Annotated in this window: 18 protein-coding genes; 11 read left to right on the top strand and 7 right to left on the bottom strand. The window is 40.4% G+C overall.

The genetic code is table 11. The features are described from left to right. Window positions 1-362: 362 nt before the first annotated feature. The 4 genes from OC25_RS08890 to OC25_RS08875 all read left to right on the top strand — a co-directional run bounded on the left by OC25_RS08890 (window position 363) and on the right by OC25_RS08875 (window position 7,052). Window positions 363-3,569 (top strand): SusC/RagA family TonB-linked outer membrane protein, encoded by a 3,207-nt coding sequence (locus tag OC25_RS08890; RefSeq protein WP_082018561.1) that lies wholly within the window; start codon window positions 363-365, stop codon window positions 3,567-3,569. A 41-nt stretch (window positions 3,570-3,610) separates the two neighbouring features. Continuing rightward, complete coding sequence (locus tag OC25_RS08885) at window positions 3,611-5,392, top strand: RagB/SusD family nutrient uptake outer membrane protein (protein WP_039474535.1); 1,782 nt, start codon at window positions 3,611-3,613, stop codon at window positions 5,390-5,392. A gap of 239 nt (window positions 5,393-5,631) precedes the next feature. Beyond that, window positions 5,632-6,120 carry a hypothetical protein gene (locus tag OC25_RS08880; RefSeq protein WP_039474532.1) on the top strand — a complete coding sequence of 163 codons (489 nt, stop codon included), beginning with the start codon at window positions 5,632-5,634 and terminating at the stop codon, window positions 6,118-6,120. Window positions 6,121-6,209: 89 nt separating this feature from the next. After that, entirely contained in the window at window positions 6,210-7,052 is an 843-nt protein-coding gene (locus OC25_RS08875) for a helix-turn-helix domain-containing protein (protein WP_039474529.1), read from the top strand. Window positions 7,053-7,150: 98 nt separating this feature from the next. Here the strand turns inward: OC25_RS08875 and OC25_RS08870 are convergent, their stop codons facing one another. Then, entirely contained in the window at window positions 7,151-8,152 is a 1,002-nt protein-coding gene (locus OC25_RS08870; protein ID WP_039474526.1) for a VOC family protein, read from the bottom strand. A 24-nt stretch (window positions 8,153-8,176) separates the two neighbouring features. Further along, window positions 8,177-9,034, bottom strand: coding sequence for an SDR family NAD(P)-dependent oxidoreductase (locus OC25_RS08865; protein WP_039474623.1), 858 nt, complete (start codon window positions 9,032-9,034; stop codon window positions 8,177-8,179). Between the two features lie 53 nt (window positions 9,035-9,087). Between OC25_RS08865 and OC25_RS08860 the strand changes: the two genes are divergently transcribed. Then, window positions 9,088-9,789 carry a Crp/Fnr family transcriptional regulator gene (locus OC25_RS08860; protein ID WP_209435584.1) on the top strand — a complete coding sequence of 234 codons (702 nt, stop codon included), beginning with the start codon at window positions 9,088-9,090 and terminating at the stop codon, window positions 9,787-9,789. A gap of 32 nt (window positions 9,790-9,821) precedes the next feature. On the opposite strand, the gene OC25_RS08855 is transcribed toward OC25_RS08860, so the two are convergent. Continuing rightward, window positions 9,822-10,268, bottom strand: a complete 447-nt coding sequence (locus tag OC25_RS08855) for a DUF3805 domain-containing protein (protein WP_039474522.1) — start codon at window positions 10,266-10,268, stop codon at window positions 9,822-9,824. Window positions 10,269-10,299: 31 nt separating this feature from the next. After that, window positions 10,300-10,773 carry a hypothetical protein gene (locus OC25_RS08850; RefSeq protein WP_039474520.1) on the bottom strand — a complete coding sequence of 158 codons (474 nt, stop codon included), beginning with the start codon at window positions 10,771-10,773 and terminating at the stop codon, window positions 10,300-10,302. 411 nt (window positions 10,774-11,184) lie between these two features. Here OC25_RS08850 and OC25_RS08845 point away from each other — a divergent pair, with 411 nt between their 5' ends. Genes OC25_RS08845 through OC25_RS08835 form a run of 3 tightly spaced genes read left to right on the top strand, consistent with a single transcriptional unit; the run spans window position 11,185 to window position 12,877 of the window. Beyond that, on the top strand, window positions 11,185-11,610 hold the full coding sequence (locus OC25_RS08845) for a hypothetical protein (protein ID WP_039474517.1): 426 nt from the start codon (window positions 11,185-11,187) through the stop codon (window positions 11,608-11,610). A gap of 44 nt (window positions 11,611-11,654) precedes the next feature. Further along, window positions 11,655-12,008 (top strand): hypothetical protein, encoded by a 354-nt coding sequence (locus tag OC25_RS08840; RefSeq protein ID WP_039474514.1) that lies wholly within the window; start codon window positions 11,655-11,657, stop codon window positions 12,006-12,008. After that, window positions 12,005-12,877 (top strand): hypothetical protein, encoded by an 873-nt coding sequence (locus tag OC25_RS08835; protein ID WP_039474511.1) that lies wholly within the window; start codon window positions 12,005-12,007, stop codon window positions 12,875-12,877. The genes OC25_RS08840 and OC25_RS08835 overlap by 4 nt, the downstream gene beginning before the upstream one ends. Window positions 12,878-13,009: 132 nt before the next feature. On the opposite strand, the gene OC25_RS08830 is transcribed toward OC25_RS08835, so the two are convergent. The 3 genes from OC25_RS08830 to OC25_RS08820 form a co-directional block, all read right to left on the bottom strand. Then, entirely contained in the window at window positions 13,010-14,029 is a 1,020-nt protein-coding gene (locus OC25_RS08830) for an alpha/beta hydrolase (protein WP_209435583.1), read from the bottom strand. Window positions 14,030-14,472: 443 nt separating this feature from the next. Next, window positions 14,473-15,183, bottom strand: coding sequence for a LytR/AlgR family response regulator transcription factor (locus OC25_RS08825; protein WP_039474508.1), 711 nt, complete (start codon window positions 15,181-15,183; stop codon window positions 14,473-14,475). Beyond that, a complete protein-coding gene (locus OC25_RS08820; protein WP_167335379.1) occupies window positions 15,180-16,073 on the bottom strand; it encodes a sensor histidine kinase in 894 nt (297 codons plus the stop codon). Before OC25_RS08820 ends, OC25_RS08825 begins: the two co-directional genes overlap by 4 nt. Window positions 16,074-16,417: 344 nt before the next feature. Here OC25_RS08820 and OC25_RS08815 point away from each other — a divergent pair, with 344 nt between their 5' ends. From OC25_RS08815 to OC25_RS08805, 3 genes are all read left to right on the top strand, one after another. Continuing rightward, complete coding sequence (locus tag OC25_RS08815; protein ID WP_039474502.1) at window positions 16,418-16,843, top strand: hypothetical protein; 426 nt, start codon at window positions 16,418-16,420, stop codon at window positions 16,841-16,843. Window positions 16,844-16,974: 131 nt separating this feature from the next. Further along, window positions 16,975-17,496, top strand: a complete 522-nt coding sequence (locus OC25_RS08810) for a DUF2911 domain-containing protein (protein ID WP_039474498.1) — start codon at window positions 16,975-16,977, stop codon at window positions 17,494-17,496. A gap of 161 nt (window positions 17,497-17,657) precedes the next feature. Further along, window positions 17,658-20,123, top strand: a complete 2,466-nt coding sequence (locus tag OC25_RS08805; protein ID WP_082018560.1) for a TonB-dependent receptor — start codon at window positions 17,658-17,660, stop codon at window positions 20,121-20,123. The last annotated feature ends 99 nt before the right edge of the window (window positions 20,124-20,222 follow it).

Raw genomic sequence — 20,222 nt, 5'->3', positions numbered from 1 at the left:
ATATGTCTTATATGGTTAATTATCATGCTAATTTTTCGCCACCTAAGACATGTAAGGGCATTTAAGACTATATGAACTTATATGTCCTATATGGCTAAATTATTAAACTAAATTTTTCCATTAAAAAATTAGCCATTCATAAGTAAACAAGCAGGCCTGGTATCTTTTTTTGCCCCTTAATCTCATTTACCCCCTCTTTTAACCGATTTTCTACCCTTTTCCTTTCAATTTTCATCTTTTTTTAAAGGCGAATATCACAGCTTTGGTTTAAGCAAACAACAAGTCGCTTCAGCTAACCTGGTAGCGATTAACTAACCATTAAGCGCATTAACAGTGCCGCTTATCAACAAAACTAAATACTAATGATGATTAAAGAACAGTTACTTCCGAAGGATGGCTTTTTGCCGGTTCCTCAAAAGTGGCCATTACTCCTTTTGTGCTGCCTGCTATCGTGCGCCGTTTCATTTGCTGGTACCCCAGTACCCGCGTCAAGCGCCGCAATGGTAAAGATCAAAAGTCTGATTGTAAAAGGAACCGTAAAAGACAGTAACGGACAGCCGCTACCCGGAGTAAGCGTGCTGGAGAAGGGAACAAAAAATGGAACAGCAACCAACGGCAATGGCGAATTTACCATTACCGTAAATGCTAAAGGCTCGGTATTGGTTTTTTCTAATATTGGCTATATCGCTAAAGAAATAGCAACCACCGGCCCAACTTTAAATTTAACGCTCGAAGAAGATAAAAAAACATTAGATGATGTAGTGGTAGTAGGTTACGGTACGCAGAAAAAGGCCAACCTTACCGGTGCAGTAAGTCAGATCGACTCTAAAATGCTCGAAAACCGCCCAACAGGAAACCTCGGGCAGGCATTACAGGGTTTAATGCCAAACTTTAACGTCAATATCTCGAACGGTAGCCCAAATACTGCGCCGAGTTATAATGTAAGGGGCGGAACTTCTTTTACTAAAGATCCAAGTGATGGCAAGATCAAATTTTCATCGGGTTCACCATTTATTTTGGTTGATGGTATCGAGATGGATCCTAATCTGCTTAATCCCGAAGACATTGAAAGTGTAACTTTGCTCAAAGATGCAGCCTCGGCGGCTATTTACGGTGCACGTGGTGCTTTTGGGGTTTTGTTAATCAAAACCAAATCGGGTAAAAAAGGTAAATCAACGGTTAACTATTCTAATTCTTTCCAGTGGAGTGCGCCAACCGCCATTCCCGATATTTTAGATGCCTACAGCATTCAGGAAGCCATTGTAAAAGCTGCCGCACTCGAAAACGCTTCTGCAGGGAGCAGTGAACTGGTTAGACTCCAGAAAATTAAAGAATACATGGACGATCCTGAGCATCAGGAACCTTATTATTTCGAAAATCCGCAGAGTAACACCAACACCATCGTTTGGCGGGGTAATGTAAACCCTTACAAAGAGGCCTTGCTCGATTATTCACCTATGCAAAAGCACAACCTCTCTATTTCGGGTGCTAATGATAAGAACAGTTATTATGGTTCATTTGGTTACCAAAACCAGGATGGTTTATACCGTATCAATACCGATGTGTTAAAACGCTATAATGCTTTACTTAATGTATCCTCGCAGGTAAATAACTGGTTTAAAATTGATTTTAAAACGGGTTTCAATACTTCTACTTATACCGAGCCTGTTAACCCGGCTGGTAAAGGTGGCTGGTGGACAGCCATGTCGCAGGAGCCTTCGCGTAACGTAAGTATGCCGATGCTTGTACCCGCTTCATTGGGCGTAAAAGCCAAATACACAGATAATATTTTATCATTTATGGATTACGGCTCTTCCAATAAAGAAACCAATTCGAACTTAATTTTAACCGCTTCGCCAACCATTACCTTAACCAAAGACTGGTCTGTTAAAGGCGATATTTCTTATTTGAACAATACCTCAGTTCAAAAAACCATTTTGCCTACTTTAGAGCGCCTGGAAACTACACGGAATGCTACCACTACGGTGCAAACCAATCCGGATTATATTTCCCGATATAACTTTAATTCGAATAAATACACGCTAAACTTTTATACCGATTATAAAAAGACTTTCGGCAAGCATAATTTTACAGGTTTGCTGGGTTATAACCAGGAATGGTATGTAGACCAGTCGGTATCGGCACAGCGCAATAATATCAATGTAAACGTGCCAACTTTAGGGCAGGCACAAGGCGAAAGAACGGTAGGCGATAGCGAATCGCACTGGGCAGTACAAGGGGTGTTTTACCGTTTAACCTATAACTACGCTGGTAAATACCTGTTCGAATCCAACGGTCGTTACGATGGAACGTCTAAATTCCCTTCGTATTCGCGCTTTAAGTTTTTCCCTTCTTTTTCTGCCGGCTGGCGATTGAGCGAAGAGTCTTTTGCGCAGTGGATGAAACCTGTGGTGAACGATTTTAAATTACGTGCTTCGTATGGTAGCCTGGGTAACCAGAATGTAAGGAATTACCTGTATATTTCTAATTATGTTACCGATTCGCAGCTTAAATACCTGCTTGGCGGGGTAAGGCCTGTAGGCAACAGTGCTCCAAACCTGATCGACCCTAACTTAACCTGGGAAACTGCTACTACGATTGATTTTGGTTTTGATTTGGTTACCCTTAAAAACTTCGAAATCAATTTCGATTGGTACAGAAGAAGAACAACTGATATTTTAACCGATGGTTTAAAATTCCCTTCCGTGTTGGGAGCAGGCTCTCCGCAAGTAAACTCAGGTACTATTGATACACGTGGCTGGGAGTTGGTGATGAAATATAGTAATACCACCGATTTTGGGTTGGGTTACGATGTTTCGGCGACCTTGGGCGACTATCAATCAAAAGTAGTTAAATTTGAAAATAACCCTAATTACAACATTGCCGATCTTTATGTTGGGCAAAATATGGGCGAAATATGGGGATACGAAACCTATGGTATCTTTCAGAGCCAGGCAGAAATTGCCGCCGCTCCATCACAAAGCTTAATTTCATCGGGGCTTTGGTTTCCTGGTGATGTGCGCTATGCTGATATAGATGGCGATGGGAAGATCGGTTTTGGAAATAATACAGTAGGAAATCCGGGAGATAGAAGGATTATTGGTAACAGTACCCCGAGGTACCAGTATGGCATCAACACTAACCTGCGCTACAAAAATTTTGACCTTAATTTCTTTATACAAGGTGTGGGTAAACGCGATATATGGATTGGCAATAACCTGTACTGGGGTGCTGGTGCTACCGGTACTTATGAAACCTACAACAACTCGTGGACTCCTGAGCGTACCGATGCCTTTTACCCGGCTTATAAAAATGCCTCGCGTAACCGCAACGTGCAAACCCGTTACCTGGCCAATGGTGCCTACCTGCGCCTTAAAAACCTGGCATTGGGCTACAACCTGCCAAACAGATGGATAAATAAAATCGGCTTCCAGAAAATCAGGCTAAATGCCTCGGCTTACAACCTCTTCGAGTTTAAACATGTACCAGATACTTTCGATCCGGAACTGGTAAGCATGTCGTACCCGATTATCCGCTCTTACGCTTTTGGCGTACAGGCTATTTTTTAATTGCCAAATGTGAAAAAGATTAATTTTTAAAATTGAAGGAAATGAAAAATACAATAAAAATATACCTGGCAGGCCTTTTATGCGCAGCAAGCTTATTTGCCTGTAAGAAAGATTTTTTAGACAGGTACCCACTCGATAATATTGTTGACCAGAATTACTGGAAAAACGAGAACGACCTGAAGTTGTTTGCCAACAGTATGTATCCGCGCTATATAGTAGGTTTTGGTACCGACTTTGCCGATGGTACCGTGCAGCCATGGGGCGTAAATGTGAATACCCTGGTGTATGGTGATGTAATTACTGATAATGCTGCACCTTTAACCTATTCGAAAGTAGGTACCAACGAGTACAATGCTTATCTGTCTGCTCAGGCTGGATCAAACGGATGGGATTTTACAGGCATTAAACAGCTCAACTTTTTTCTGGATAATTATAAAAGGGCAGAGCTATCAGCTGATGTAGCCAATAAATACCTGGGCGAAGTTTATTTTTTCAAAGCCATGGATTATTTCACCAAGGTTAAACTTTTTGGCGATGTGCCCTGGTTAAGCCACGCATTGAACATAAACTCTCCTGAGCTTTACGCACCAAGAACGCCAAGAGCACAGGTAATGGATTCGATCATTAACATCCTCGATAAAGCCATTGCTTACCTGCCTGCAAAAGGAAGCGAAGAAACTAACCGCATCAATAAAGATATGGCGCAGTTTCTTAAATCGAGAATTGGTCTATTTGAAGGTACTTTCCGTAAATACCATACTGAACTGGGTTTAGATCCGGTTAAATTCTTAAAATATTCTACTGATGCATCAGAAGCCTTATTGCCAAAATATGCATTAGTGCAGGGCGATAAAAACACGGTTTACAACAGCTTGTTTGCTACAGAAAGTTACCGTGGCAATACCGAAGTAATTATGTGGCGCGAATATTCTGCAGCTTTAACCTATGGTGCCGCTTTTAGTCGTTACTTTGCGCAGAATTTGAGGCACCAGTTTGGTGCAACACGGAGTTTGGTTGATGAGTATCTGTGTAGCGATGGGCAAACCATTTCTACCAGTCCGGTATTTCAGGGTAAGGGTTCTATTCAGGCTGAGTTGCAAAACCGCGACCCGCGTTTAACCCAAACCATCTGTAATTTTGGTACCTATGCTTTAGCCAATACTTCAATCCAAGGGGCTAACAATGCACCTTTGCCTAACCTGCCAGGTTTGAGTGGTAACAAATGCCCTACAGGTTACCGCCTGGGCAAATGGTTTTACAACAGCCCAACCGATTGGGATCGTGTAACCAATGGTCAACAAGCTGCACCTATATTCCGTTATGCCGAAATTTTGCTTAACTACGCCGAAGCCAAATACGAACTGGGCGAGGCTACACAGGCGGTAATTGATCAAACCATCAACAAATTGCGCGACCGCGTGGGTATGCCACGCTTAACAATCGGTAGTGAGCCGGCCGACCCAAGACTGGATGCCATTTACCTCACTTATGCGGGTAAAACCATCGCACCTTTGTTACGCGAGATTAGAAGGGAGCGCCGTGTAGAAATGGCTTTCGAAAATACTCGCTGGGATGATTTAATGCGCTGGAAAACCGGTAGGTTTATCGATGTGCCTGTAGAAGGAATTAAGTTTGTACAATCGCAGTTCCCAACCGTAGTGGTGAATAAGGATATATATTTAAGTACCGAAGGTTATATTCTGCCATACTTTAAAACCATTCCGGCAGGTCGTAAATTCGACGAAAGCAAAGCATACCTGTTCCCGATACCAAACGAAGATATTTTATTGAATAAAAATCTGAAGCAAAACCCGAACTGGTAAAAGCTTACCGGCACTGATATTTACCGGATCGTCATTCCCGCGCAGGCGGGAATCTGAAAGCATCAGATTACATACAATTAATCGTGGTTCCTGTTAAGGTGGGAGCCACGATTTTTTATTTATAGCATACTGCGCAAATTGTTTGAACCAGATTACCAATCAATTGAACGAATAAGCCAAGTGCCTTTGCCTGACGATAGCCAATTTTGTAAGCAACAAATCACTTAACAAAAAAGACTATGGCACTAACAGGTTTAGGAATTTTTCATACCATTATTGGTATCGCTGCCATTGTAGCGGCAATCGTTTCGTTTGTACGCTTTGGCAAGATTAATTTAACGCAGCTCAGCGGTAAAATTTACTTTTATACCACTGCTGTTACGGCTTTAACTGCACTGGGTATATCCAAACACGGAGGCTTTAATGCCGGGCATGTTTTTTCGGTATTCATTTTTATTTTGGTTGTAGTGGCTTTCTGGCTTTCGGTAAAGCGCAGTGCCAGCATAAAGGCCCGCTATGTTGAGAATTTTTTACTATCATTCAGCTTCTTTCTGTCACTCGTGCCCACCATAAACGAAACTTTTACCCGCGTACCGCTTGGGCATCCGCTGGCCAAAGGCCCATCCGATCCGCTGATTGCCAAAACATTGCTCGTACTTTTTATCGCATTTATTGCCGGTGCGGTTTACCAGTATATTAAACAGCGCAGGATGGCAAAATTGAATTAAGAACAATAATTAACAGGCTAATGTATGGTTGCTGAAAAAACCAAACCCTGCATTAGTTTTGCTATTTTTATAGCCGAAGGTTTTTGAATATGATTATCGACCATAAAAAATATGATCTGTTTGGCAAATCCATGGTGCAAAACATCAGGATTAAGGCACCCTTTACCTTCGATTTTCCCATTACCGATAACGCCTGCTTTTTGTACATGTTACAGGGCGAAATGCAGTACCACCGTGATGAAGCCCGCGTAAACATACCGCATAAACATGCTTTGTTTTTAAATTGTATCCAGGCCAGCAAAACCATCAGTAACCTCAATGCCGGTAGTGTTAACGAAATAATGATCGTTAATTTTCACCCCGATATTTTAAAGCGGGTTTACGATCGCGAGATGCCGTTTATTTTACAAGCTTCCGAACGCATGGTTTCCAACAAGAGCGTAGAGGTTTTAAACAACAATTTCTTAATCGAAAAGTACATTGAGGGGCTGTTGTTTTACTTTCAGCATCCGGCATTGGTTAACGATGATATACTGGTTTTAAAGCTCAAAGAAATTATCCTGCTCCTGGCCCAAACCCCAAATGCCAGAGCCGTACAAACCATATTTACGCAGCTCTTTTCGCCCACTACTTACACCTTTAAACAAATTATAGAGGCTAACCTGTTTACCCAACTCAGTATCGATGCCCTGGCCCGGTTGAATAATTTGAGTGTTTCTTCTTTTAAACGCGAGTTTGCCCGGCATTATAACGATACGCCTGCCAATTACATCAAAACCAAAAGGCTCGAAAAAGCTGCCGAACTGCTGGTTATTTCAACCGAAAGGATTAAAGACATTGCCTTTAATTGCGGTTTTAACGATCTGGCTAATTTTACCAAAAGCTTTCGGGAGAAGTATCAGTGTACGCCGGGTGAGTTTCGCGTGGGCTAAGATTTAGGTTAGGCCTAATGCTTTTTAAGCAAAAGCTTTATAACGTAAAAACCACCCTACCGCAAGATAGGATGTTTTTTATGCAATGGGTTTTGCTTTTATGGGTTTAGCTCAGGCTGGTCATCTACAAACACATAAAGCTTTTGCACTTTGCCGTTTTCAATTATAAACAAATCCATACCAGTTGTAAGAGGTGCTTTTCCGGCTTCGCCAAACTGCCAGAATAAACGGGCAACATCATGGTGTGTATCTGCAGGCTTGCGACTGGTAAATCTGGCATTTGGGTTTTTCTGTTGTAAACCATTTACGAAATTGTTAATCTCAGCTGCTCCGGTGGCGATAAAATGCCTGTCTACCATTTCAATATTGCTGGCATAAGCCGCTGTTATGATTTTGTTTCTGGTGTTAAGATCTTTTTCGTTCCAGATTTGAAGGTGTTTTTCGATAACCGATAAAATGCTGTTATTTTCCATGTTGTGGTTTGTTTTAGTAGTATTGATAAGCTGATCTTTAGGCGACCATAACTTTGTTTGAGGGTTGTTTTTTTCGTATCCTTTTCCATTGGGATAAGATACCAGCTCCATTTTAGATTGCCATGGCGTAAGAAAGTATATCCAGCTTTCACCAGCGGTATCTCCGGCAGGGGTAGTAAATACTTCTCCTAAAAACTGAACGCCCCTGGTTTTGAGATAAGCTACAGATTGGCCGATATCAGGTGTGTAAAAGGCAATGTGCGTAGCGCCGGCATCATCGCCACCCGGCTGTTGCAGGTCGCCTTTATTCGGACTGTAGGTAAAAAGCTCAATGTTCGCACCATTTTCACCCGAAACCATTTTTATCGTTACCGGTCCGGTTGCCGGGTTAATGTTGTTTGCCTTTTTCCATTGCGCATCTAAGGCGATAGGGCCAATTTGGGTAACAGTTTTAAAACCCAGTACATCGGCAAAGAACCGTTGTGCCTGCGCAAGATCCGGCACATTGATACCGATATGATCTATCCCCAAAAGTTTAGGGCTTTGCGCTGCGGCAGGTAAGCTATTGAAGAAAGCTATCGAAGCCGAAAGTACAGTTGAAATAGCTAGTTTTTTATAATGTTTCATGATCTATTAAAAAGATTAAGTGTATTAATTGGTATAAGCGGCTAACCATTTGGCTTTAATAGCAGCACGGGCATCAATAAATTCCTGATCTGTTCCCTGTGCAATCGCATCGAGCGGGAATCGCAAAGGACGTTCGCCTTTTTTCATGTTAACCAGCTCGAGTACACCATCGGCAATAGTTTGCGGATTCATATCGAATTGTTGCATTTTGCCAAACAGCGCTGTGCCCAGGGCGTTAAACTTATCGGTAGCTTCTTCGCCGTATTCGGCAATAACATTCGCCTTATCTGCATGTACACCTGCTTTACTGCCATTGTTCATCTCGGTTGGGTACACCCCCGGTTGTATGCTTACATTTTCGATGTTATAGGCTGCAAGTTCATCCTGAAGTCCTTCGGTAATACTCTCTACCACCAGTTTTGAAGAGATATACGGAATCATAAAAGGCAGGGTGTGTCCGCTTGCGCCAGTGGTGATGTTAATAATCAGCCCTGACTTTTCTTTTCTCATGGCAGGTAATACCGCCTGATAGGTGCGCAATACACCGTAAACATTCACTTCGAACATTTTGCGGATTTGATCTAATGAATAACCTTCCAGTAACCCGAAACCGCTTACGGCTGCATTATTGACCAATACATCAATTTTACCGTACTTGTTCAGTACATAATTAATGGCTGCCGTTACCGAGTTGTCGCTTGTAATATCAATATCTACTATTTCTATATTGGCTATGGCCGAAAGTGCTGCTGCCGCAGCTGCATTTGCACCGGTTACATTACGCATTCCGGCAATAACTGAGTGCCCTGCGTTGGCTAAAGTGATGGCAGTAAGTTTGCCGAATCCTGTACTTGTTCCTGTGATAAAAATTGTTTTTGACATTTTCTTATTTTTTAATTTGTGATTGATTGCTTTGAACACTACAAAGATGGCCGATGGCGAAAAGCTGCACATTGATTTGTAATAAGAAAGAAATTGATGTAGATCAAGCGGATGGCTGCTTATTCGAATTGTTTAGTGTTAAAAAGGGATTTTGTATTAACTTTAACGCCAGTATGTACGAAGTTTTTCAGCATTATATTGAGCAGCAAGCCACACTTAGTCCTTCAGAATCAGACCGCATCCGTTCGGTGGCCGTAATTAAAAAGCTGCGGAAAAAGCAGTATCTGTTACAGGAAGGTGATGTGTGGAAATACAATGCCTTTATTGCGAAAGGATGCCTCCGTACCTATTCTATTGATGAAAAGGGCAATGAGCATGTAATTGGATTCGGAACCGAATCCTGGTGGATGGGCGACCGCGAGAGTTTGCTGTCTGGTGCCCCATCCCGCTACAATATCGATGCGATAGAAGATAGTGAGCTGGTGTTGTTTACCAAAGCGAACTTTGATTTGCTTACGGCAGAAATTCCCGCATTTAATGAAATGGTAAATGCTATATTGCAGCGTAGCTTTATCGCCTCCCAGAACCGCATTAATGCCACTCTGAGTTTTACAGCCGAAGAAAAATACCTGAATTTTATTCAGAAATATCCGGGTTTTGCTACACGGATTCCCCAGTCCATGATCGCATCATTTTTGGGGATGACACCCGAAACCTTAAGCCGGATCAGAACCCAAACACTAAAAAAGAAGTAGCTATTAACCTGTTAAGGTTCCTGAGTTACCTTTTAAATTATTTGAATACTGGCGATCATGTTTTGGACAGCAGTAAGTTCAGTCTCATGAACAGGCAGAAACTTCTGGGCGCTATCAATGGTGAAGGTGCAGATAAAAATATCGTTATGCTTTCCCGTTATCCAGTAATAGGTAATATGTCCCTCGCCATCTTGCACCGATTCTTTTTGGTAATGTGCGCAGTTGTAATTGCCTAATCTGATGCTTTGACTCCCCTCGTTTTCTTCTATCTCGCTGGTAATGTATTCGGCTGCCCGATCTACATCAGGGTTTGTAGTATCAGGCCATTGGAAAGCAGTAATTCTTAAATTCCCCGTCCATGGCGATTCTGTTGCATGCCAGAATGCATGCGTAGCCTCATCGTCGTCATCGTATTCTGCCCATCCATCTGCTAGTGCGAAACTAAATGAGCCATCTCTTGAGATATAGTTATTTTCCATGTATCAGGTTAATTAGAATAAGCATCAATATTTATATCCCCCCAAATTTGTGCTTTGCATAAACAAGGCCATTCTGTTCGCTATCAAATTTATAAAATACGGTAAGTCCTCCGCCATTTCTTAAATCAAATCTTTTTCGCTTATACGTTGTATAAAAAGGTATTAAACTAACAGAGAAGTCATTATTGCTTACTTTTAGGGGTATTATACGAACCAGTGTAATATGCCCTCCATGAGTTTTTATTATTTTTTTTAATTGGATATAGTCGGGATATTGAATTTCAATGTTATTTATTTGTTTTGGTAAACTGTCTGTTAGCAAATAATTAGGTTCTACGTAAATAACTTTATTGTTTCCATTATTTTTTTGGATAGCATTACAATAAATGGCTAACGCATTTCTGTAAATATTGGTAGTGTCACTTTTTTCGGTATTAAATAAATTTTGTGCAAAACAAAAGTTCGAAAATAAGATCCCGAATAAGATAAATAAGTTTTTATTCATTTAATTGCTTTTAATACTGATTATCTGATGAAAGCGGATGAACCAAAAAGATTTTTATTGTGAGCATTGTGAAGCGTTTAATTTGATTTTGTTTTTGCAACCTACCAATAGTAAGCAAAATAAACAAGTAGTCTAATCAAAAACGATCTTTTAATAGCTTTTCTTCCGGGTTCTGACTGCGAGACAATTTTCAAAAATTTGCTCGGCTAATTTGCTGTAATTGGCGAAAGTTGCTGGTTATTTTAGTAGCTTCAACAACTAAACCATACTTAACCCATTATAACAACAACCATGACTAAAAAAGCAGAAACTACCGAACAGGAAAAACCAGCAACCGTACAAAAACGCCTGCCACGCAAAAAGAAAAAAATGGGTAAGAGCGGTAAAACCGGAGGATAATATTCATTTGATATGGAAAATACCACCGGACAGGTTAAGGGCAAAGGCGGAAAACCTAAAGCCATTAAAGATCCAAGAAGTTTTAAGGTAACCGATTACCTGGCCTTGCACCAGCTTCAAATTCCCGATGCGTACGACTGGACAACTGTAAAGAAAAGTGCATGGGGTGTATTCGGGAACGATAGCCTTAACAATTGCACCTGTGCAGCTGCTGGCCATATGATTAAATGCTGGTCTGCCAATGCCAGTACCGAATCTGAAATTTCGGAAGAGGCGATTTTAAACACTTACATCACACTCTCCAAATACGACCCCATCACGAAGCAAAACGATGATGGTGTGTATATGATTGATGCCTTAAAATACTGGCGTAAAAATGGCATCGATCAGCACCATATCCGGGTGTTTGCTACCGTACCGCACGACGCGAAATTGTAAAAGCTTCCATTTATCTTTTTGGCGGAATTTATGTTGGCCTTCAGTTGCCTAAAAGCAGCGAAGATCAGGAAATCTGGGCAGTTAAACCTGGTGGGCTCACAGGTGATAACGAACCCTGGTCGCTGGGTGGCCATGCTGTGGCTATTCTCGCTTACGATGAAACACACCTGACCTGCATTACGCTGGGGCAGGAAAAGAAAATGACCTGGGATTTCTGGGAAACCTATAATGACGAAGCCTATGCCATCATTACCCAGGATTTTATGAAAGGCGACAAAAATCCGCTGGGGCTTAATCTCGCAGCGATGGAACAAGACTTAATGAGGCTCACACAGGAGAAAATCAGGCTTGCCAAACGTTTAGCGGCAGACCACCCCGAAAACGTTAAGCCAATATGATCGAACTCATCAGACAGTTGGTGTTGGCTGAAGTTAAAATCGCGCCTGAAATTATCAACCGGATTTGCGATCAGGCCATCCCCAAGCCACATTACGATTTGGTGTACAGCCTCACTTATAATCAGGCGGAGCCAAAAACAGCTGACCTGATTGATTTGATGAAAGAACACGGCCTGGTAAACGGGCATCATATTATGGAAATTATGGCGGGAAACGGATATGAAAGTCATGAAGTGGCCCAAAGCCTCCCCGGTAATCATTACAGCTGTTTAGATAATGCCGGTTATTTTTCCCGCTTTCCCGGATTAACTTACCTCAAGGCTGACTGTACCGATATCCATTTCAGGCATACACAGCAGCAGGATCTCATTTTTATAGGCAGCGCCAATGCTTCCATGTGTATGCTCACTACCTTAAAGGAAGTGATGCGGCTGGGTGTTTTCCTCCAAAATAACATTAAGCCGGGTGGATTAGCCATGCTGGCTTACTTCGAAGAGGAAGCGCCGGTTTCCAATTTCATGATCGATTATTCGGTAAAGGCCATAACCAACCATGCGGTAACCGGTTTTAACGGTTTGTATGCGCATTGGTTTAGTGCCGTAAAATACGATGTTGAAAAGCAATTGCACCATTACCATGATTTGGTTGCACTTACGCCTGATGATGAACTAAGCACAAGTACTGCCTACCAGCAAATTGTTTACCATGCGCAACCTTTTATTGCCCGTAGCTGGCAAACAGCCATTGTAACCGAGCTGATGCAAACTGCCGGTTTTGAGTATGTGGGTAACAAATGGAACCCCGACTGCCGCTTTATGCCTTTTAAGAAAGTTGAAAATAAGGAGCAGGTAGACTATTTGGCTTATTGAGCGTAAAAAGCAAGTGCTGACACCGAATGCATCTAAACATCAAATTATTGCAAAATAAGTAGAGACATTGTGCTTAATACTATGGCCAGGGGGTTAGATAACTATTAATGCTGTTTTCGTTTCAGTTCAGAATCATTTAGCAATCATATGAATGGTATGTAGCCATGTTTCTACCAGCTGAATCCAGTTATTGATGGGTAAATTGGTTTTTCTCACACCAAAAGCATGCTTTCCGTCAGCATAAATATGGTATTCTGTTGGCACACCCGCTTTGTTCAACGCCATATAGTAAACTAATGATTCTTCAATATCATCAACAGGATCATTGCCTGCTTGCAGCAGGAAGGTTGGGGGCGTATTACTATCAATCGGGATGGTAGGATTTAAGTCATATTCTTTTGTGGTATGCTCACGCATGTGGCCAGGATAAAGTGCAATGGCAAAATTGGGTTTACAACTTTCCTTATCAGCTGAATCTGTTATAGGATATATTCTTTCCTTGTAATGTGTGCTGATGTTAGCGACTAAATGCCCGCCTGCAGAAAATCCAATTACACCAACTTTATTTGGGTCAATATTCCATTCTTTAGCATGAAATCGCACTAAGCCTAATGTTCTTTGGGCATCCTGTAAAGCAAGAGGTTTTACAGGGTCTTTTTGACAGTTACAGGTTGAATCCCAGTAAGGCCCTGATTTAGGTACACGATATTTCAAAAGTATCCCGGTAATACCTATTGATGCCAGCCATTCACATATTTCAGATCCTTCGATGTCAATAGCAAGACCCCGATAACCTCCCCCCGGAAAAACAACCACTGCCACACCAGTATTTTTTGCTTTGGGCGGATAAATTGTTATTCTTGGATTTGAAACATTCGTAATCCCTGTCCAATATCTCCCTCCAACAAGTGGTTTTGAGATTTTGGCCGTTGTTTCTATGCCTTTAATTATTCCCGAATCGGGCATAAATTTTGTCCATATTGGTATTTCTTTTTGAAGAGCTGTTAAATATTGATTGGATTTCTTATCGTATCCGTTTTGTTGATTTTGATTACAGGAAATAACACCGATACAGAGTATTCCTAAAAGAAACATGGGAAAAGACACTTGAATCTTTTCTCTAATGATATGCTGGGTTGAAAATTTTTTCATTTTATATATGAATTGATTAAGCAGGTGGCAATGTTCATTTCCAAATATCTCTTATGGTCATTAGCTTATTTTTTAAATAACTTGTTTAAGCATGACTTATTTAACTTCATAAAAATGAATAACTGCCTACTTAGAAGATGATGATAAAACTGACAAACAGAGGAGGAAACTACGCGTTTAGCGCAAATAGGCGGAGCCAATGATACTGATCTTATTCGATAAATGAAGTCTTTTTGATATGGCTCGCAAGAGCTTAGGCAGGTATTTCCCATAATCCTGATGGTATTTAGTTATATTATTATGGGATGAATTAAATCTATAAATAATTTTTATAGATCCAAAATTTATTGCAAATATTAAACCCCACCTACTATTCGTAGCATTCTGCCGGAGTGATAAGGATTAGCCAATAGAAAAGAGTCTTTGCTAAGCGCTTTATTTTATTACAATTTTCTTTTATTGATAATACTCATGAAATTTTCTCTGAATTTTTCGCTTATCGGTATGCGTTTACTAGCAATATAGATATGATTGTCTTCAATTTTAATGAGCTGTTTCGTATTGATGATATAGGAATTATGTACCCTGATAAAGGGTTGCGGAAGCTGTTCCTCAATATCTTTTAGCCTTCGATAAATGAGCAACTGTGTTTGTGCAGTAACCAATCGTGCATATTCTTTTTCGCCTTCAAAATAAAAAATATCATCCAGCAATATTTTATTCAAAACCTTGCCCGATTTTACAAAGAAATACTCATTACTAAAAGGTGCAGGAGCAGCCGGATCCGCATCATACTTTTTAAAATAAAACTCTATTTTTTGTACCGCGAATAAGAAACGTTTTAAGGTGATCGGTTTCAATAAATAGTCAATCGTTTCATAAGAATAACTTTCTGCTGCATGTTCGGAATAAGCAGTTGTAAACACAATTTTAGTTTGTGCAGGCAATAAACCAGCAAGTTCCAAACCTGAAAGCTGGGGCATATTTATATCCAGGAAGATAAAATCAACCTTGTTGGATTTAAAAAAATCAAGCGCTTCCAAAGCGTTATAACACTTGGCTTTCAGCTCCCATCTTGTTGATTGTTGAATCAATATTTCCAGCAGATTAACGGCATTCGGCTCGTCATCTACAATAATACAGCTTAGGTTCATGCTACCGGAATCTTTAAAAATGCAATAAACGTTTTATCATTTGTAGCTGTATCTAGTTCGAAGTTGGTACCATACAACATAGTTAGCCTTTTTTTGAGGTTAGCTATCCCAAAACCATTGAGTTTTTTTTGGGGATCGACCTCATATATTTTGTTGTTTGTTTTAAAGTACAGGCAACCATTTTGTTGTGTCAGCGCAATATCTATTTGGTTTTGGTTGCTTGATTTGTCTATTCCGTGTTTAAAAATATTCTCAATAAACGTCATCAACAACATAGGCGGGATGCGGATGTCAGGGTCATATACTTTTGTAAAATGAATATTGACGCCGTGCCTGATGCGTATTTTCTCCAGCGAAATATAATTTTCCAAAAATAAGATCTCCGTGTTTATTGCCACATCCTCCTTAATGGTTTCATCTACGAAGTAGCGCATAATTTCCGACAAGCGCTCAATCAGGTAAGCTGTTTTAGGCGCTTCTTTGTAAGCCTCATAGTAAATGTTATTGAGTGTGTTGAACAGAAAATGTGGTTGTACCTGCGACTTTAGCAAGTTCAACTCAGCCTGGCTTTTCTGTGCCATTATCTCTTCCGTTTGTTGTTTTAATTTGAAATATTCAATCGCAATGCGAAATACAAGGCTAAGTATATAAACCAGTATACCTGCTGTTATGTAGTTGAGCAATGCCCCAAGCGTGATCAACCTGGTTTTTCCCGGAAGGAAAAAATTATACGCACTTATAATTGCATAACCCCGTAACATCCCTGCAATTATTAAAAATAATATAACAAACAGGACATACCATATCCGCCTGCCTTTTTGGTAAAACACCGGGTACAGCAGCAGAATATTAACGTATATGATAACTGCGTAAAAAAAGGTATTAATCACCGTATAGATTACGGACTTCCCGGCACCCTCCATCGGCAGCATAGAAAAAAAAGTAAGCAGCAAAACAGCCAGCCAAATCAGAATTTGCAGCAATGTGGTATTGGGTTTCGATTTCAATAATTGCATGCTTAAAATTACCATCCTTTTGCAATAAAAAAATAAGATTTTAAACCGATTGCCCTGATTGCTCAATAAATGGCCGCAAAAAATCAATCGTTGCTGACATGATCAATTATAGCGTAAATATCCTTATTTATTAAGAATAAATGGCCAATAGTTGAAATGTTTTTTGAGAGCGCGGCACAAAGCCCAGCTTTGGTGTATAAACAAAAAATATAAACAAAATGCAAAAGAACAGAACAACAATTGGCAAAAAATGGCTCGCTGCATTATTTTTTACGTCTACCATCATTGCATACTCATCCTGCAGCAAAAGAGGTAAATGGAGTAACACAGCAGTACACGAGCATACAATGAAGTTTATTGTTACAGCAACTATTTCTGCAAGCTTTAAAGATGTTATAAACGTATCTTTTGATGGTGCACCGGTTTCTGACAGCTGTGGCACATTGCGAAGCGTGAATGGTGCAACACAAGCAAATCAATCGGGATTTGTATGTAACGCCGATGCCTTTCCGCCCGCGAAGACAACCACCTTGTCCATGCAATCTGTTATGCCCATATCAAAAGCCGGCATGGGCATATCCTTTCAAAATGCGCTAAATATACCAGGCTGCATGCTAAGCTACCAGGCTATAGTTGATAGATAAACTGTAAATAATGATCAAAACATCAACATCACTTCTAACAACAGTTATGCGCACAATTAAAACTATGGTATACACACTAAAAACAAAGTGCCATTGTACTATTAAATGAGTAAAATAAAAAACATAAAAACATGAAAAAGTTAAAATCAATAGCAATCACCCTCATTATCCTTTTTACTTCAGCTGGAAGCTTTGCACAACAAAACAAGCCCAGAATTAGCTTGCCGGATACCGCAAGAGGAACAATAGGAAAAGCCAATATCATCATCGCTTATAGTAAACCATCCGTGAAGAACAGGGAGATATGGGGAGGCCTTGTAAAGTTTGATTCGGTTTGGCGCGCGGGAGCTAATGAAGCAACAACATTTGAGACAGATAGAAATATAAAAATAGAAGGGAAGTTGTTGCCGGCTGGAAAGTATGCTTTCTTCCTTATCCCTAAAGAAAAAGGTAAATGGATTACCATTTTTAACAAGGTACCCAAACAATGGGGAGCATTCAAATATGACCAGTCGAAAGACCAATTGCGTCTGGAGATAGCGCCTGAAAGGGTTGCCGATAAGCAGGAAGTTTTGATGTATTCCATAACCGCGACAGGCTTTTCTCTGTTATGGGAAAACGTAGTTATACCGATTCGCATTAAAGCCCAATAAAATTAGCGTATTGTGTTTGCGCAGCAAATATTTTTCTTGATGCTGATTTTATCGCTAATTACTAATGTATCAACGAATAACATTGATCTACTATGATGCATGTCTCCTTGCCAAACGAGAGGAAAGGCTACGGGTAGACAGGCACGAAAATAAATGACCCTATGAACAATCTTTTTATGGCTATTAAGTCCATTTTATCAATTCTATTGTTAATTGCCTGTACTAATGTATCGGCACAAAATAATGGAAACATCAGCGGCACGCTATTAGATGCAATGTCATCTGAAAAAATGATTTCGGTTACGATAACAGTGTTGGATAGGCAAACGAATACCATCGTGAAAAAGGCATTGACAGATACTGCCGGGATATTTACGATTAATAATTTGCCCGAAGGGTTATTTGTTTTAAAAGCAGATTATCTCGGATATCGTCCTTTTGTTAAGGATAGCATTGCGATTACTGCCAGTAACGGAAATATAAATTTAGGAAAGATAGAGATGAAAATATCGGAAAAAAATACGCTACAGGAAGTGGTGATTGCTTCGACAAAAAGCAATGACAAAATAAGCATTGGCACCAAGAAATTTGCCGTAGAGCAAAGCCTGGTAAGCAAAGGCGGAACGGCAACAGATTTATTGCAGAATATTCCGACAGTGACGATAGATGGCAGTGGTAATATAAGTTTGAGAGGATCATCAAAAGTGAATATTCTGATCGATGGTAAACCATCCCTTATTGGTGGGGGAGACATTACGCAAGTGCTTCGATCGCTTCCGGCAAGTTCGGTCGAAAGTATCGAGCTGATTACCAATCCATCTTCGAAATATGAGGCGGCAGGTGATGCCGGTATCATTAATATTATACTAAAGAAAAATAAAAAATCAGGATTTAACGGCACTGCAAATGTCTTTGCAGGTACACGGAATAATGATAACGGAGGAGTCGGCCTAAGTTTTGAAAACAGTAAGGTCAATTTGTATACAAATTATGATTTCCATCGCAGTAATGTCTGGAGTAATGGCCACCAGGATATATTGTATTTAAACCCGGCTGACAACATCGTTTATGCCAATGAAATTTTTCCATCTACCACTATCACCAATGCACATAATATCAAAGCTGGTATTGACTATTACGTGACACCCAAGAGCCTGCTCAGTTTTTCTGGTGGTTTTAATTCAACAAAACTTAACAGGAACGAGTCTTTAAGCATTCAGCAGTACAATGGAGATAAAGCTTTGTTACAGCGTGTTAATAGTATTAATCTCATGAATAAGAATGGAACAGCTTTTAACGCAAACATCGATTTCGTTAAAACATTCAATAAACCCAAAGAAGAACTGGTTTTTAGTATAGGGTATGCGCACGGAAATGGCAATGAACTACAAAATTATACGTCATACATTGCCAACATAAACAACCCTGTGAATACATTAGATACGACTATTTTTCATCCTGTTAATGATTATAACAACAGTTATTATAACGTACAGGCAGATTATACCTTACCAATTGGTACAGGAACGCTGAGTGCCGGCTATCGCACACAGGTACGTTTGGATAATAGAAACCAAACCGCATACAGCTTTAACGCAGGCACGCGAAACTACGACGAGTACTGGCCTTACAGTGCGTATTTCCACAGCAACAACCAGATACATGCCTTGTACATTAGTTACCAGGGTGAGGTAAAGCGCTTTAGTTATCAAATTGGTGTAAGAGGAGAAGCAGCAAATCTGAAAGGGAATGTTGCGGGCTATGATCTAAACAACAATCCATTGAATACGCCTGTTCAGGTGATCAATAACAGGTTATACCCCAGTGTAACGCTATCGGAAAAACTGGGAAACAACCAACAGTTACAGTTAAGTTATACCCGTAGAGTTATACGTCCTACACCACGTAACTACAGCCCTATACCCGACATCTCAGATCCGGTTAATTACGATGTAGGTAACCCCAATATTCAACCAGAAGATGTTCATGCTTTTGAACTGGGTTATCAAAAAAACTGGAACAAAATAAATTTCACCTCCAGTCTTTATTACCGTATTACAAATGATTTTGTAACGCATGTGGAGCTTCCTCCGGTTAACGGCATCATTACAACTACGGCCGAAAATATTCCACATGCTTACACAGGCGGGCTGGAGGTAATTAGCCGCTTTAATTTAGTAAAGGCATGGAACTTTACTGCAAATGTAAACGTGTATGAGAACAAAACGGATGGCTTACCCGCATACGGCATTACGAAAAGTAGCGGTTTGAGCTGGAATGCTAATATTACCAACAATTTTACGATCGCTAGAAGTATTTCATTGCAAATACGTGGTGATTACCAGGCGCCGAATGTTACTGCCCAGGATAATAACCGAGCAAACTTTGGTGTAGATGCCGGTGCCAAAATAAACTTGTTGCATAATAAAGCAACCCTAACCATTAACGGAAGAGACATTTTTGCCACCCGAAAATGGGCTTTCCTAAGAGAAGGGAATGGAATTTTATTAGATTTCGAAAGGAAAACCACAGGAGCAAGAGCGGGCATTAGTTTTACCTACAATTTTGGTGGTGCTATTTTTAAGAAAAAAAGCATAGAACATAGTGCAGAACACCAGGAAAACTAACGTATCTCTTGATAAAGCATCTCTAAATCAATCTACCCCTTTACCATGTCAAGAAGATACTTTCGCCAAAGTAAAATGACCACTTGCGCCATCCAAATT

This window comes from Pedobacter kyungheensis, from assembly GCF_000812965.1.
Lineage (GTDB): Bacteria > Bacteroidota > Bacteroidia > Sphingobacteriales > Sphingobacteriaceae > Pedobacter > Pedobacter kyungheensis.
The sequence above is the reverse complement of the archived record's forward strand: the minus strand, read 5'-3'. Positions and strand labels throughout refer to the sequence as shown.